Origin of the sequence: Flavobacterium cerinum (genome assembly GCF_004028155.1) — a bacterium.
Classification (GTDB): Bacteria; Bacteroidota; Bacteroidia; order Flavobacteriales; family Flavobacteriaceae; genus Flavobacterium; species Flavobacterium cerinum.
In genome coordinates this window covers 40,971-58,074 of record NZ_SBII01000019.1, presented here as the reverse complement: position 1 = coordinate 58,074, position 17,104 = coordinate 40,971, and the positions used below count along the sequence as shown (strand labels likewise).

At 38.2% G+C, this 17,104-nt stretch carries 8 protein-coding genes; all 8 read right to left on the bottom strand.

Translation table 11 applies throughout. From position 1 onward, the window contains the following. On the bottom strand, nucleotides 1–2,650 hold a 2,650-nt coding region (locus EPI11_RS18595; RefSeq protein WP_164879219.1), incomplete at its 3' end, for a lamin tail domain-containing protein. A 208-nt stretch (nucleotides 2,651–2,858) separates the two neighbouring features. Further along, on the bottom strand, nucleotides 2,859–6,908 hold the full coding sequence (locus tag EPI11_RS18590) for a T9SS type B sorting domain-containing protein (RefSeq protein ID WP_128391497.1): 4,050 nt from the start codon (nucleotides 6,906–6,908) through the stop codon (nucleotides 2,859–2,861). Between the two features lie 183 nt (nucleotides 6,909–7,091). After that, a complete protein-coding gene (locus tag EPI11_RS18585) occupies nucleotides 7,092–10,157 on the bottom strand; it encodes a choice-of-anchor D domain-containing protein (protein WP_128391496.1) in 3,066 nt (1,021 codons plus the stop codon). Between the two features lie 371 nt (nucleotides 10,158–10,528). Further along, nucleotides 10,529–12,259, bottom strand: coding sequence for a sensor histidine kinase (locus EPI11_RS18580; RefSeq protein WP_128391495.1), 1,731 nt, complete (start codon nucleotides 12,257–12,259; stop codon nucleotides 10,529–10,531). 2 nt (nucleotides 12,260–12,261) lie between these two features. Continuing rightward, nucleotides 12,262–13,389: a sensor protein KdpD gene (locus tag EPI11_RS18575; RefSeq protein WP_128391494.1), complete on the bottom strand. Its 1,128-nt coding sequence runs from the start codon at nucleotides 13,387–13,389 to the stop codon at nucleotides 12,262–12,264. After that, the gene (locus EPI11_RS18570; protein WP_128391493.1) at nucleotides 13,389–14,492 is read right to left on the bottom strand and encodes a porin; all 1,104 of its coding nucleotides are present in this window, start codon (nucleotides 14,490–14,492) and stop codon (nucleotides 13,389–13,391) included. The genes EPI11_RS18575 and EPI11_RS18570 overlap by 1 nt, the downstream gene beginning before the upstream one ends. Next, nucleotides 14,492–15,052 (bottom strand): K(+)-transporting ATPase subunit C, encoded by a 561-nt coding sequence (locus EPI11_RS18565; RefSeq protein ID WP_128391492.1) that lies wholly within the window; start codon nucleotides 15,050–15,052, stop codon nucleotides 14,492–14,494. The genes EPI11_RS18570 and EPI11_RS18565 overlap by 1 nt, the downstream gene beginning before the upstream one ends. 11 nt (nucleotides 15,053–15,063) lie before the next feature. Next, a complete protein-coding gene (gene kdpB, locus EPI11_RS18560; protein ID WP_128391491.1) occupies nucleotides 15,064–17,100 on the bottom strand; it encodes a potassium-transporting ATPase subunit KdpB in 2,037 nt (678 codons plus the stop codon). Nucleotides 17,101–17,104 lie beyond the last annotated feature (4 nt).

The window sequence follows — 17,104 nt, the reverse complement described above, 5'->3', positions numbered from 1 at the left end:
TTGGAGTAGTACCAAAATCAGCGCCAATCTCGGTAAGGTGATACGTTATCGTTAAACCAGTCTGCCCATTTAAGATCTCATTACCTGCTGTAGTCAGATTGAAAAATGAAAATCCGTCAAAATTATTAGCACAAGCCTCTAAAGGTGTAGCAGGGGAAACAACAGGGGTAGTAGAACCTTGGTTGATAATAATACCAGGTGTTGTTGAAGTACATCCTGAAATATTTTTCACTGTAATAGTGTATGTTCCAGGTGCGAGATTGGTAAATGAAGTAGTACTTACGAAATTAACCCCATCTATGCTATAAGTTAAATTAGTACCCGTTGGAGAAGTTATCGTTATAGTACCCGTTAAGATTGTACAGGCTGGTTGTATTACAGTAACAGTAGCTACAGCAGGTGCACCAACAGCAGGATTAACAATAATATTCGATGTAACTGAAGTACATCCTACAGCATTTTTTACTGTAATAGTATAGGTTCCGGGAGTAAGATTGGTAAATGAAGTATTGCTTACAAAATTAATTCCGTCAATGCTATAAGTAAGGTTTGGAGCTAATGGTGAGTTAATAGTTATAGTTCCGGTAGGAACAATACATGTAGGATTTGTAACAGTTACATCTGCAATGGCAGGTATAGCCGGAACAGGGTTAACAGTAATAGAAGGTGTTACAGAAGTACATCCTGCTACATCTTTTACTGTAACTACATAAGAGCCTGGAACCAGGTTTGTAAATATAAGGCCAGTTTGAAAAGTAGATCCGTCAATACTATATGTAAAACCCGTACCTGTTGGAGAATTTATTGTTATACTGCCAGTTGGAGTAGTACATGTAGGATGTGATACAGAAACATCTGCTACAGCCGGTCCGCCTGCAGGAGTATCAATAGTGATCATTAGGGTTGTTGAAATACATCCTGTAGCATTTTTTACAGAAACATTATAATTACCAGGTGCTACATTTGTAAATGTTGTTCCGGGAACGAAATTTGTACCGTCTAGACTATAAGTTATTCCAGTACCTAATGGCGAATTTACTGTAATGGTTCCGGTAGGAACTGCGCAGGTAGGCTGAATGGTTGTTACGTTAGCTATTGGAGGTATTGGTGAAACAATAAGCTGCGCAGCATTAGTAACAAGTATACAAGTGGTAGATTTTATTTCGCAGTAGTATTGTAAATTATTAAAGCTTAAAGGAACCGGATTAACGGTAAGTGTATTTGTAGTTGCGCCCGAGTAATTAGTACCATTTACTACATTTACCCACACACCGGCTGTATTAAGAACTTTCCATTGATATGTAAAACCAGCTGGAGTACTTACAGAAGTAGAAAATGTAGTTGTAGTATTTTCGCAAACCGTTCTGGTAACCGGATGGGTTATTGTAGGAGGAATAGATGGTGTCACAGTATGACTTCCTACATCCTGGCAATAAGTATTAGGGCTTGTATTATTATGTGCGGTGTTATTCCAGTCGTTAATATTATAAGTTGCGACTGGAGCAACAGCATTAGGTTTTCTGATAAGTGTATAGCCCGGACCTGTAAATGGAACATTTACAACATCAATAAGAGCTCCATTTTTTAATAATTCAAATTTATCATTACCATTAAAACCAGACCCCATGGATGTATTGGCAGTCGGACACGAACAGATAGTAGGGTCAGGGCTTACACATGCAATCAGGTAAGTGGCTCCCGGTGCAATTGTACCTGATAATGAAAGAATATAACCGGCAGTTGGTGCCGTATCGGTTATATTGCCGTATCGCTGTAATACATACCCATTTAAATTGATAGTAGCATTTGTAGGATTGTATAATTCTATCATACCGCCACTTTGGGTTTTTTGATCATACAGCTCAGAAATAAACAAATCTGTAGCGGTGTTACATTGCGATGATAAATAAGTAAATGGAGTTGCTGATACACCGTCACATCCGGCTGCTGTAACCGAAATAGTTCCTGCGGATGCCCCTACAGGTGCTGTAGCCTGTATAGAGGTGTCGGAAATTACTGTAAATGATGCAGCTTCTGTGCCATTAAATTTTACCGATGATGCACTTGTAAATCCGCTGCCGGTAATAGTCATTATAGTATTTGCCGGCCCTGAAGCAGGAGAAAAAGACGTAATTACTGCTGTATTACAGGTAGAAGTTACAGTACCGTTTAATGTAAAATCATCCAGTCTAAAGTTGCCACCAGCTGCACCAGTTAATTCTAAAGTAACAGTTACTGTACCTGTAACCAGTATAGGGCTGCTAACATTTGTAACTCCAATTGGAGCACCTGCAGTAGGTGTGGTTCCGCTTCCTGCTGGAATGCCGTTGATGGATAGACTCCAGTTTTGAGGGCCTGAATTGCTTCGCTGTCTCCAAAAATTAAAGGAAGTAATGTCTGCCTGGAAATTATTAGCAACATTAAAGGTAAGATTTATAGTAAAAGTACCGGGACCAGTAACTAAAGTGAGTGCTTGTCCTGTTGCTCCTGTATTGCTTGTCCATGAATTCGCACTATTGGTCCATGATGAGCCTGAAAGATGTGAGTTAATAGTAGTAGGAGCTACATTATAAGGATGTGTAGTTATTGTCGAAGTGCCAAAGTCATGATAATATATTTGTGCATTAACGCTGCAGGCGAATAACAGCATGAAAAAAAATTGTAAAAAAACAATATTCTTACTCTTATTGTATTTGTTTAGCATCCCCTTTTTTTTAAAGCCGAAATTAGAGGTATTTATAGTTTTGAATATTTTGAAATAGTTATATTATGATGATTGGAAAATCATTTAATTGTAAATTTTGTTAATAAATAAAGCCGCTATAAGCGGCTTTATTAGATCAAAAAAAATGTATTTATTATTTATCCTGTCTGTTTATATAGACCCATCCGGTTTGAGAATCACCACTTTTAGTTTCGATAGCATAATAATATGTACCTGTTGGTAGTTCATCATTTTTATTAGATTGTCCAAACCATTCATTTTTGTAATCGTTTTTAGTGTAAACTTCTAAACCGTATCGATTAAAAATGCTTAGCTTTTTTACATTCATACCTGTTAGGTTAAAACTATCATTCATACCATCATTGTTTGGTGATATACCTTTAGGAATATTGCAAAAATAACTTTCTACAGTAAACTCGGCAGTAGCTTCGCATCCTCCGTTTGTAGTTACGGTTACTGTAAATAGAAGAGGGAAATCAGCAGTGTCAATATTATTTGAAGCAACATACTGTGTAACGTCAAAAGTGTTTTCATCGTTTCCAATAGTATTTCCTTGTTCATTTTTCCATTTGAATGTAGCAGTAGATATTTCAAAAGAACTATCAAGTGGAAGTACTTCTAGTATGTAGTTTTTACCAGATGTTGTATCTCTGCATTCCTGAACTTTTGTAATAAGTGGAACTTTAGCACCAGTGTTAATGATGACAGGTGTTACTGACGTGCATCCCTCTGCATTTTTCACTGTAATGTTATAGTTACCAGAAGCCAGGTTAGTGAAAGTTACTCCATTTTGGAAGTTTGTTCCATCTATACTGTATGTTAATCCTGCCCCTGTTGGAGTGTTAACTGTTATACTTCCTGTTGGAATTGCACATGTAGGCTGAACCGTAGTTACATTGGCAATTGCCGGAGCACCAGGTACAACATCGATTGTTATTAGAGGTGTTACCGAAGTACAACCTGCTGCATTTTTTACTGTGATATTATATGTTCCCGGAGCCAGATTAGCAAATGTAACTCCGTTTACAAAGTTTGTTCCGTCAATGCTGTAGGTAAATCCAGCACCTGTTGGTGAGTTTACAGTTATGCTTCCTGTCGGAGCTGCGCATGTAGGCTGGATTGTACTTACATCTGCGACTGCCGGAGCACCCGGAACTACATTGATAGTTATTAAAGGTGTTACCGAAGTACATCCTGCTGCATTCTTTACTGTTATAGTATATGTGCCAGGAGCGAGGTTAGCAAATGTGACTCCGTTTACAAAGTTAGTTCCGTCAATACTGTAGGTTAGTCCAGCACCTGTTGGTGAGTTTACAGTTATACTTCCTGTTGGTGTTGTACATGTAGGCTGAACGGTAGTTACATCGGCAATTGCCGGAGCCCCCGGAACTACATTGATAGTTATTAAAGGTGTTATCGAAGTACATCCTGCAGCATTCTTTACTGTGATATTGTATGTTCCCGGAGCCAGATTAGCAAATGTAACTCCATTTACAAAGTTCGTTCCGTCAATGCTGTAGGTAAGTCCAGCACCTGTTGGTGAATTTACAGTTATAGTTCCTGTGGGTGTTGTGCATGTAGGCTGAACGGTAGTTACATCGGCAATTGCCGGAGCCCCCGGAACAGTATTGATTGTTATTATAGGTGTTACCGAAGTACAACCTGCTGCATTTTTTACCGTGATGGTATAAGTGCCTGGTGTAAGGTTAGCGAATGTAACTCCATTTACAAAGTTCGTTCCGTCAATGCTATAAGTTAAACCAGCACCTGTTGGTGAATTTACTGTTATACTTCCTGTTGGTGTTGTACAGGTTGGTTGAAGCGTAGTTACATTGGCTACTGCCGGAGCAGCCGGAACAGTACTGATTGTTATTATAGGTGTTACCGAAGTACATCCTACAGCATTTTTTACCGTGATGGTATAAGTGCCTGGTGTAAGGTTAGCGAATGTAACTCCATTTACAAAGTTCGTTCCGTCAATGCTATAAGTTATTCCTGCACCTGTTGGTGAGTTTACCGTTATGCTTCCTGTAGGTGTTGTACATGTAGGCTGAACGGTAGTTACATTGGCTACTGCCGGAGCAGCCGGAACAGTATTAATTGTTATTATAGGTGTTACCGAAGTACATCCTGCAGCATTTTTTACCGTGATGGTATAAGTGCCTGGTGTAAGGTTAGCAAATATAACTCCGTTTACAAAGTTAATTCCGTCAATGCTATAAGTTATTCCTGCACCTGTTGGTGAATTTATTGTTATACTTCCTGTAGGAATTGTGCATGTTGGCTGAACAGTAGTTACATCGGCAATTGCCGGAGCAGCCGGAGCCGGGTTGATAGTGACCATTGTTACTGTTGAAATACATCCTGCCGTATTTTTTACAGTAACCGGATAATTACCCGGAGCAAGATTTGTAAATATAGGACTTGCCTGAAAATTAATTCCGTCGATGCTATATGTTAATCCAGTTGGTGTATTGATTGTTATAGTACCTGTTGGCGCGGTACAGGTAGGCTGTGTAGTTGTTACAGTTGGAGCAGCCGGGGCAGGAGTAACAACAAGTTGTGCCGCATTGCTTATAAGAGTACATGTACCCGATGTGATTTCGCAATAGTATTGGTTGTCGGTAAATGTGATTAGAGCCGGGTTAATTGTTAATGTATTTGTAGTAGCTCCCGAATAATTAGCTCCATTTGTTACATTAACCCAGTTTCCAGAAGTGTTAAGTACTTTCCACTGATATGTAAAACCTGTAGTGTTACTTATAATTACAGTAAGGGTTGTCTGGCTGTTTTCGCATATAGATTTACTTATAGGCTGTGTAGTTATTGTTGCCGAAGGATTTGAGGGTACTGGTACAGTAGTGTGGTTTCCTAAATCCTGACAAAAGTTATTCGGTAAAATTGTATTATGAGCAGTGTTGTTCCATTCATTAACATTATAAGTTGTAGAAGGGGCAACTGCATCCGGTTTTCTTATTAATGTAAACCCAGGATCTATGAACGGTACTTCTACAAGATCAATTACTATATTATTTTTCAGAAGTTCAAATTTATCATTTCCATTAAATCCACTTCCTAAGGTAGCAGAGAAAGGCGGAGTAGCGCAGGTAGTTTGGTTAGGTGATGAACAGGCAATGAGATAAGTCATTTCAGATCCAATGCTGCCTGATAAGTTTAAAATATAACCTGGAGATGGAGTAGTATCGATGATATTACCATAACGCTGTAATGTATATCCGGTTAAAGAGATCGTAGAACTTGTAGGGTTGTAAATTTCGATCATTCCGCCGCTTCCTGCCTGCTGGTCATATAATTCTGAAATATACAGATCACCAAGAGTAGGAGTAGGTGCACAATTAGAATTCAATACAGTAAATACAGATGATGTTCCAGAACAGCCGTTCGTAAGAACAGTAATTACACCGGTGGTAGCCAATGCAGGAACTACAGCTTTAATAGCAGTGTTAGATACTACGGTGAAAGAAGCTGCTTCTATACCGTTGAATTTTATAGACGATGTACCTGTACCGGTTGTAAAACCACTACCGTTAATTGTTACAATGGTATTTGCAGGTCCCGATGCAGGAGTTATAGAAGTAATAACCGGAGCAGTACATGTACCAGTTACAGTTCCGTTAAGTGTAAAGTCGTCTACACGAAAAGTTCCTACTCCCGAAGCTCCGCTTAATGCAATAACTACATTTACTGTACCTGTAAGTCCGGTTACAGGGTTTGCAACTGCTGTTGTCCCGGTAGCAGTTCCTGTAGTTGGTATCGTTCCGTTACCAACGTTTGTTCCGTTAATAGACATTGACCAGTTTTGAGCACCTGAATTGCTTCGCTGTCTCCAGAAGGAAAAAGAATCGATAGTAAGCTGCTTACCTGCGGCGATAGTAAAGGTGAGTGTAGCAGAGGCTGTAGGTGCAGATGTGTCTGCTAATCCTAATGCTTGTCCTGCCGATCCAACATAACTAACCCAGCTGCCTGTATTGTTAGTCCATACAGAACCTGAAATATCCGGGTGTACTGTAGTAGGAGCAACTGTATAAGGATAACTGTTAATTGCAGTTGTACCAAAATTGTGCTGATATACCTGTGCAGCTACACTGCTGCCCGACATCATAATGAACAATACTAAAAGGTGTATTGCATGCTTAAATAACTTCTTCTTTTTACGCATCATTTTGTAATTAACTGATAGGTTTTTAATCAATTCCTAAATCTGCGCAAGCTACTTTTAATTGAGGGAAGGGAAATTATTTAAACCTTACTAAAAAGTTATTATAAATTGAGGTAAACGTTATGTGAATATTATAAAAAAACTCCGACAGTTTCCTGCCGGAGTTAAAAATCAGAGTGTAACTAATTAGTTTACTATAACCTTTTTGCTTGAAACTTTGTTACCTGATGTTATTACCATCATGTAAATTCCTTTTCCAGCACTTTCAAGGTTGATAACTTCGTTATCTAGAACCTCTTTGTTAAGTACTAATTTGCCTAATACATTATAGATAGCAACGTTAGCGCTTTCTGTAGCAAGGTCTAGTTGGAACTGACCGTTGTTAGGGTTTGGATAAAGGGTAATTTCAGAAGATGTTTCGATTGCTTTGTCCTCTTCAGTTGAAAGAGCAGTTCTTGCACCGCTTCCAGCTGTATAACAAGTCCAAGAGATATCATCAACGATTGTTCTGTTTCCACTGTTTACGATTTCGATTGTTGCGTTTGCAGCAACATTTACTACCTGAGAGAATACAGCAGTAACATCAGATGAAACAACTACATCAGCACCATATTGAGTACCGTTAACAAAAACTTTTAAAGTAGAGTTACCTGTAAATACTCTTTTGTAGTTAAATGTAAGTGTACCTACACCGCCAGATACTACAGCAGTATTTTTTACACTTCCTGTTCTTATAGCAATTGCTTTTCCTGTAAGAGTCTGGTCATTTCTTGAATCTGTAGCAGTCCATGTAATACCGTTGTCTCCAGTCCAGTTTTTAGTACCGTAAGTAGCAGAATTTGTTCCTGTGTTTGTGAATGTTTCACCACCACCTACACATGGAGCAGCTGTTGTAGTAGCTGATGTTTCAAGAGCAGCAGCATAAGAAGGACCACCAATACAATTAGCAGTGTTGTAAGGATATACAAAAACAGTATATGTAGTTGCAGCATTAAGACCTGATAATGTAAATGAAGGATTGCTTCCTACATAAGCTACAGTTGCAGTACCCATAGTAGCTCCTACAGTATAAGCAGTTCCGTTAACCGGAGCAGTTATTGTACCTGTAGAACTTATTATAGCGATATAAGCATCAGCAGTAATACCTTCTACAAGGAAACTTGCAGATGAAGAAGTTAAGTTTGATACAGTTACATCTCCTCCGGTTACTACAGGAGCAGCACATGCACTTTGAGCAGTAGCAGAAAGATTGATAACACATGAAGCTTCGTCAGCATCATTGCTTTCTACAGTTAATGTAGCAGGGTAGCTAGCAGCAACAGCACTATTGAATTTTACAACAACATCCTGAGTAGCTAAAGAGTTTACAGTTACAGGAGCAACTGGAGAAACGATAGTATAGTTAACAGCATCGCTTAAAGTAAGAGCAGTGATGTTTAAAGTTTGTAAACCATTGTTTTTAATAGTAAATGTAGCTTCACCGTTAGTGTTTACTGCAACATTTCCAAAATCAATTGTAAAATTACCACAAGCTTTAGAAGCCATATTACTGTCAAATAATTGAATCTCCGGTCTGTTTGGAGTTTCAAAACAAGTCCAAGAAATATCATCAATGATCGTTCTGTTACCACTGTTTTGTATTTCTACAGTTACAGCACCTGTAAGATCTACAACCTGAGAGTAAGCAGTAGTTAAATCAGATGAAACAGTGATGTCGCTTCCTTGTTGTACACCATTTACAAGAACTTTTAAAGTAGAGTTTCCTGTGAATATTCTTTTGTAGTTAAAAGATAAAGTTCCAATACCTCCAGATACCGGAGTAGTGTTTTTTACACTTCCTGTTCTTAAAGTAACAGCAATGTTTGTAAGATTCTGATCGCTTCTTGAATCTGTAGCTGTCCATGCAACACTGTTATCGCCAGTCCATGATCTTGTAGCATATGTACTTGAAACAGCACCAAGATTAGTGAAAGATTCTGCACCACCAACACATGGAGCAACAGGAGTAGAGAATGATCCTTCTATAGAACTTTCAGTATAGTATAGTGGCCCACTAGTACAATCTGTATTGTTATAAGGGAAAAGGAAAACAAAATATGGAGTGTTTTCAAGTAAGCCAGACATATTGAAATCTGCAGCATTACCATTAAAAACTACTTTACCACCACCTAAAAGAGTACCAACACTATAGTTAGACCCATTTACAGGAGCAGCAGTTAATGCATTTAATGTAGAAACTACTGCGATATACGCATCAGCAGTTGCGTAGCTAGCCACTGCATGTGCAGAAGTAGCAGTAATAGCATCAAAATTAACTGAAGCACTAGTAATAACCGGAGCAGTACATGGTACTAAACCTTTACCAGAAAGCTCAACAACACATGAAGCTTCGTCAGTATCATTACTTGTAATAGTTAATGTAGCAGATTTATCACCAGCTGTAACGGCATCAAAACGTACTAAAACTATTGCAGATCCTGAAGCACCTACAGTAAGAGGTAAAGTAGAAGGGGATATGATTGTAAAATCAGTAGTGTTACTTAGAGCAAGTGAAGAGATAGTAAGATTTGATGTTCCAGTATTTTTAATTGTAAATACAGCATCTGTAGAAACATCAACTGATTGAGAACCAAAATTTACAAATAAGTTACCACAATCCTGATTAACACCTAAAGCGTCTGCAAGTTGAAGTTCCGGGCCTACAACAGGAGTACCATAACAGCTCCATGATATATCATCAATAACTGTTCTGTTTCCGCTGTTTCTAATTTCGATGTTTACATTACCAGCTACATTAATAGGCTGAGAGTAAACTGTAGTTGTAGTTGCAGATACAGTGATATCACCACCATATTGTACACCATTAACAAATACCTTTAAAGTTGAATTACCAGTAAATACTCTTTGATAGTTAAAGCTAAGTGTACCTATACCACCGGCAACAGCTATAGTATTTTTAAGAGTACTTGTTCTTAAAGCAATAGCATCACCTGTAAGGTCAAGGTCAGTTCTTGCATCAGTAGCACTCCATTCTACACCATTGTTTCCAGTCCATGTTCTTGTAGCATATGAACTTGAGCTGCTTCCAAGATTTGAAAACGTTTCAGTTCCACCACCTGTACACTCAAAAAAGTTCCATTCCGGCAAAGCTGCCGTACTAAAAATGCTTGTCCAGTTGTCTGCTGCTCTCATGGTACTTCCAAAAGAAAAAGCCGCCAAAGCAAAAGCTAAGAAAAATCGTTTTGTAGACATAATTAATAAAAATTTAAAGTTGGTTAAATAGTTGTTTTAAAGGATGTTATACCTGCAGGGTTATAACCTTAACAACTCAAAATTAATTTTAATACTCCTTACGCAAACGATTTATAGGATAAGGTTTTATTAAGGAAAAGTTACTAATAATCTAATATTTAATAGGTTATGTGTATAAAAGTGGAGTAGAGGGTAAATTTATTTAATTATTAGATATTTATTTGATAGAGGTATTGAATTGCACATAATATAAAATTATATTTTGAGGAATATTCTGTACAAATTTTAATAAAATAGTATACTTCGAAATGATATAAAAAAAGCAATCTGAATCCAGATTGCTTTTTTTAAGTGTATGTTTCAAACGAATATTAAAATGATCTTTGAAAAACCAGAGTGAAACAGCTGCCTTCGCCTGTACCGCTGGTAACTAAGATCGTTCCGCCCTGTGCTTCCATGAATTCCTTGCTGATAGCAAGACCCAAACCGGTTCCTTCTTTTTGAGTACCCGGCACCCGGAAGTATTTATCAAAAACCCGGTTAAGATAATTTTCGGGTATTCCAAGACCGGTATCTTTAACACTTATCTCTATTGTTTTTTCATGCTGTGTTGCGGTTATATATATAGAGGAGTTTTCATAGGAGTATCGAATCGCATTCGAAATCAAATTCGACATGATCCATTGTGTTTTTTCTTCATCGGCTAATATATCGGGGAAACTAATTGGAACTGCAGTTTCTAGTTTTATGTTTTTTGATGCCGCCTGGATCTTATTGCTTTCTACCGTTTCGGTTATTAAAGAGCTTACATCACACGAAGTAATATTGATGCTTGTTTTGCCTGTTTCTACCTGTGTTATATTAAGGAGTTCTCCTGTTGTTCTTAACAATCTGTTTGCGTCATCTTTTATACTCTCTACAAGATGCTTTTGTTCTTCGTTAAGTTTACCTGTTTGTTCATTCTCTAATAGCTGAAGACTCATCTTCATTGCAGCAATAGGTGTTTTAAACTCATGTGAAACAGTTGCAATAAAATTAGTCTTGGCAGCATCCAGTTCTTTATAGGCTGTAATATTGCGAAGGATAATAACCGAACCTATTTTCTTTTTATCGGTTTCTCCGGTAGGAACTATAGAAATAGAAATAATATCTTTTTCAAAATAGCTCTCCCTGCCATCGGCATAAATTTTTAAAGGCTGTTCTTTTTCGGGAGTATTGGGTGGAGCAACCAGGTCTTTGGTCAGACTACGGATCAGGTCATTTGTCAATGCAGCTTCATGTGCAGGTTTGCCAATAAGATCACTGCTTTTAATACCGGTTATTTTAAGAGCTTCATCATTTGCAAAAAGTACCTTGTAATTTTCATCGAGTCCTATAACTGGATCGTGCATATTATTAATAAGAGTGTCAATACGTTTTTTCTCCATCATCACTTTAGAAAGATCACTGGCACTGTATTCCTGTAATTTTTCTGCCATGGTATTGAATGATTTTGCCAAAGCTCCAAATTCACCATGCCCCTTAAAGTAAACACGCTGCGAATAATTTTTAGCTGCGATCTGGAGGATGCTGTCTGTTAAGCTTTTTATAGGATCGGCAATATAACCCGGAAGGTTTACAATAAGTACAAATCCTATAATAAAACAAAAAGAACTGGTAAGCGACATCCATAAGATAGAATCTTCTGCAGTTAACTCGGCTGTATTGCTTTTACGCTTAATGGAATCCATATTTAGTTTCATGATACCATTTAGATCACCACGGAGTTTTTCCAACAGCATCACATTTTTAGGATCTTTTTGTAAAGCCTCAAAATGTTCAGAAAGATCATCGGTAAGTTCATCTTCACCCACTTCGGTCACATTGGTCTTTTGTTTTTCGAGATAGGTTTTAAACTTATCAAATGCTGCTTTATCTCTTTCATTGCTATCCAGTATCTTATACATATTACGGGAATGTTCCAGTGAAAGGTAGTTGTCTACAAGTATATTCTTTGTGTCACCGGCAAGCACATTTACCTGTCGGATGCCTAATGCCGAGAGTATGGTTATCATTATAAATAACACCCCTACTGCCAGTATAAGTTTTGTTTTAATTTTCATGGTTATGACAGAATGATTAAGTCAATATCACTCGAAGATAATTTATTTAATAGCTCGTTGAAAATGTTTGTAGATAAAATAACCTTGACTAATGTCAGCCTTGGTTTTCCAATACATATAGTGGTTGCTTTCAAAGCTTCGGCCTGTTGGGTAATGGCTCTCGCTACACTGGTATTTTCTACCTTAATAACCTCAGCGCCCAGTTCTGTAGCCAGTTTAAAATTATTGATAAGATGACGCTGTTTATCCAGCGGAATTTTGTCGCTGCTTTCTTTTGGAGTTTGTACATAGAGTACAAACCATTTGCTGTGATAGTAATTGGCAAGTCGGGCTGTTTTACGAATCACGGTTTTGGCCGTTTTAGGATTACTGCTAATGCAGGCAATAAAACGTTCGTGCTTAAAATTGTTATTGCCGGTAACTTCATTTTCTACTTTGCGTTCTACCTGGCTGGCCACTTCTTTAAGGGCAAGTTCTCTGAGCTGTAGTATGTGATCCGACTTAAAAAAGTTTTTTAGGGCAGACTGGATCTTGTCTTCAGTATAAATTTTCCCTTCTTTAAGCCTTATGATAAGTTCATCGGCGGTAAGGTCAATATTTACAACTTCATCTGCAGCTTTAAGTACACTGTCGGGAATTCGTTCTTTTACCTCAATACCTGTAATTTCTTTTACATTGTCATTTAGGCTTTCTATATGCTGAATATTAACCGCACTAATAACATTAATGCCGGCATCAAGGATCTCCATAACATCCTGCCAGCGTTTTTCGTTTTTACTTCCTTCTATATTAGTGTGAGCGAGCTCATCTACAATTACTACTTCTGGACGAAGATTAATTATAGCCTGAAGGTCCATTTCCTCAAGATGTTTTCCTTTATAAAAAAGTGATCTTTTGGGTACAATGGGCAGTCCGTCTAAAAGATCATGGGTTTCTTTACGGTTATGTGTTTCTATGAATCCAACTTTTACATCTATGCCATTACGCAAAAGTGAATGTGCTTCCTGCAGCATACGAAAAGTTTTGCCTACACCGGCACTCATGCCGATGTAGACTTTAAACTTGCCTCTTCTGGATTTCTTGATAAGATCAAGAAAGTGTTTGGCATTATTATCTCTTTCGCTGTTCATTAAAATGAAATTGCAAGTGATGTAGTTACAAATACGTTATTATTCACAGCTCCGGCATTTCTAACAAAAATATCGTCTTTGCTGTTCAGGCTCCTTCCTTCAATTCTCCACATTACATTATCGTGAATACTGTAATCCAAATTTAGTGAATATCCAAAGGTCTTAAATCCATTAGGTGTTTCGGTTGCGATAATAACACCTTTATCATCTGAATAATATTCGCCACGTGCAGTAACCGATAATTTATCAGAGAGTTTATACTTGGCTATTATAATAGGAGTATACCAGCAGTTGTAACTTTTACTTTCTTTAGCCTTTTGTTCTGCGCCAATATCAAATCCGGCAATTAGCCCTAAATTTTGCGAAACCTGAAATTGTCCATATAGGTTATGAAAGTAGCGCATGCGTTTGTCGGCATCGGGTTTGTCATTCCCAATAAATGAACTACTGTTCAGGGTTACCTTGTCGCTAGGCTTGTAAGTTAGCTGATGGCCAAAAGCAAGGGTCTTGTTTCCGTCAACTCTTTGTATACGCTGCCATCCGTTAAGTACTAAGGCACTAATAAACCATTCTCCACTGTCTGTTGTGTATGATATTTTAGCACCACTCTCATAATAAGGAGAGTTATCGGCAAGAATACTTCTGGTAAGGGTCCAGCAATCTTTAGATATAGCACTCTCAAAACCAATATGCGATGCAAAAATACCGGCATCTACCCAAAGGTTTTTAGTTTTCGATATTTTCACCCCGGCGTTGGCTTCATAAATGTTTTTTAATACGCCTTGCTCTGTAGAAAGGTTAGCATTACTGTAAGAACCTGTCATCAGGGCAAGATTTCCTCTTACCATACCATTATCATAATTAGCTTTGATAAAACCAAGGTTTAACGCTACTTCGTTATGGCGGTTGTGTGAGTATATAAATCCGGGACGTGTATTGTTTTCCGGAGTGTTGAAATCGTATGTATAATAGGCTTCTACATAACCGCTTATTTTTAATGGAGATACCGGTTCTTGTTTTTGGGTTTTAAGCGAATCGGTTTGGGCTTCCATAGCAAAGAATCCCATACATAGTAAGCCGGTTAATTTAATTTTAGTGTTCATTATTTAATTTTGTTTAAGGCGATATTCAGTTTTAATACATTTATTTTTTGAGGACCTAATACTCCTAATAAGGGCTGTTCTGTCTGTTCCTTAATAAGAGCATCTAATTTTGATGCTTCAATACCTCTGACTTTAGCAATACGCTTTACCTGTACTTTAGCACCCTGTACAGAGATGTTTGGGTCAAGACCGCTGCCGCTGGCAGTAACCAGATCTGCAGGAATATCTTTTTTGTCGATACCCGGGTTTAGAATAAGAAAAGTGTCGACTCGTTTTTGCACTTCTGCCAGGTACTCCGGATTGGATGGACCTTTGTTACTGCCTCCGGAGCCGGCAGCATTATATGCTACCGCCGATGGCCTCGAATTGAAATAACCTGCCTGAGTAAATGATTGTCCTATATTAGCGTAATAGGTTTTTCCGTTATCAGTAATAACTTCACCTTTTCCCTGGTTAGGTGCGAGTTGGGCAATCCCGAGAATAATAAGCGTATAAATTCCTGAAAAGAAGATCAGGCAGACTATGGTGAGCTTTAAAGCCTGAATAAAAGTATTTTTCATGATTTTTTATTTTAGATAAATAGTGATACAACAATGTCGATCAGTTTTATTCCTATAAAAGGTACGATCACACCTCCAAGGCCATATATAAGGAGATTGCGTCTCAATAGAGCAGAAGCTCCTATAGGTTTATAAGCAACACCTTTTAAGGCAAGCGGAATAAGGAACGGAATTACAACGGCATTAAAAATAACAGCCGATAGTATGGCACTTTCCGGACTGTGCAAATGCATAATGTTTAATCCTTGCAGTGCCGGTATCGCAGTAATAAAGAGTGCCGGTATTATGGCAAAATATTTAGCGACATCATTAGCGATACTAAACGTTGTGAGCGTTCCCCTTGTCATAAGCAATTGCTTTCCAATCTCTACGATTTCAATCAGTTTAGTAGGATCATTATCAAGATCCACCATATTACCGGCCTCTTTTGCTGCTTGTGTTCCACTGTTCATTGCAACGCCCACATCGGCTTGTGCAAGAGCAGGAGCATCATTAGTACCGTCACCCATCATGGCAACCAGCTTACCTTTCATCTGCTCATCTTTTATGTAGTTCATTTTATCTTCGGGCTTGGCCTCGGCAATAAAATCATCTACACCGGCTTTTTCGGCAATAAACTTAGCAGTAAGCGGATTATCACCCGTAACCATTACGGTTTTAACACCCATTTTTCTAAGTCTTTCAAAACGTTCGCTAATACCGGGCTTAATAATATCCTGTAATTCGATAACACCCAGTGCCTGTTCATTTTCGCAAACTACTAATGGAGTACCGCCCTTGCCTGATATTTTAGCTACCTGGTCAGCAAGCATCTGTGGAAAGTGATTACCGCTTTTTTCTACTATATTCTTAATAGCGTCTGATGCACCTTTACGAATACGCCTGTTGTCCATATCAACACCAGAGCTTCTGGTTTCGGCAGTGAATTTTATAAACACCGAGTTTTTAACCTGGAATCCTGGATCTACACCGGCAAGCTCAATGATTGATTTACCCTCAGGTGTTTGGTCGGCTAATGAGCTTAGTACAGCAGCTTCAATAAAACGTTTTTCGTCAACGCCTTCTACAGCATAGAAGTGGGTCGCTTTACGGTTCCCTATAGTTATAGTACCCGTTTTGTCAAGCAACAGCACATCTATATCTCCGGCAGTTTCTACCGCTTTACCTGATTTTGTAATTACATTGGCACGCAAAGCCCTGTCCATACCCGCTATTCCAATAGCTGATAGTAATCCTCCAATAGTGGTAGGAATAAGACAAACAAATAAGGATATAAATGCAGCTATAGTTATAGGAGCATTAGCAAAATCTGCAAAAGGTTTCAGGGTAATACACACAATAACAAATACCAGTGTAAAGCCTGCAAGCAGTATAGTAAGTGCTATTTCATTAGGTGTTTTTTGACGTGATGCACCTTCTACAAGAGCAATCATTTTATCAAGGAAACTTTCACCTGGCTCAGTAGTAACCTGTACTTTTATCTTGTCTGACAATACTTTTGTACCTCCAGTAACAGAGCTTTTATCGCCACCCGCCTCACGAATAACAGGAGCACTTTCTCCGGTAATGGCACTTTCATCTATAGTAGCAATACCTTCAATGATTTCGCCATCAGTTGGGATAATATCGCCTGCTTCACAGATAAACACATCTCCTTTTACTAAGGATGATGAAGGTACTACAGTTATCTCGTCCATGTAAATATCACCTATAGGGAATATCTTTTTGGCTGGAGTTTCTTCCCTTGTTTTTCTAAGGCTGTCGGCTTGTGCTTTACCACGTGCTTCGGCAATGGCTTCGGCAAAATTGGCAAATAAAAGAGTAAACAGCAATACAAGGAATATTACAAAGTTGTAGGCAAAACTTCCCTGGCTTTGTTCACCGCTTAGTATCCACAGGCATACAAAGAACATTACTGCTGTACCTATTTCTACCGTGAACATTATGGGGTTACGAAAGAGTATCTTAGGATTAAGTTTCACAAAAGACTGTTTCAATGCTTCGAGCACCAGTTCTTTTTGAAAGAGTGATTTATTTTGGGTTTTCATGTTA

Excerpts from the sequence above, each read along its gene's own strand:
- EPI11_RS18590 (WP_128391497.1), bottom strand. The coding sequence starts at position 6,908 with ATGATGCGTAAAAAGAAGAAGTTATTTAAGCATGCAATACACCTTTTA.
- EPI11_RS18585 (WP_128391496.1), bottom strand. The coding sequence starts at position 10,157 with ATGTCTACAAAACGATTTTTCTTAGCTTTTGCTTTGGCGGCTTTTTCT.
- EPI11_RS18580 (WP_128391495.1), bottom strand. The coding sequence starts at position 12,259 with ATGAAAATTAAAACAAAACTTATACTGGCAGTAGGGGTGTTATTTATA.
- EPI11_RS18575 (WP_128391494.1), bottom strand. The coding sequence starts at position 13,389 with ATGAACAGCGAAAGAGATAATAATGCCAAACACTTTCTTGATCTTATC.
- EPI11_RS18570 (WP_128391493.1), bottom strand. The coding sequence starts at position 14,492 with ATGAACACTAAAATTAAATTAACCGGCTTACTATGTATGGGATTCTTT.
- EPI11_RS18565 (WP_128391492.1), bottom strand. The coding sequence starts at position 15,052 with ATGAAAAATACTTTTATTCAGGCTTTAAAGCTCACCATAGTCTGCCTG.
- kdpB (WP_128391491.1), bottom strand. The coding sequence starts at position 17,100 with ATGAAAACCCAAAATAAATCACTCTTTCAAAAAGAACTGGTGCTCGAA.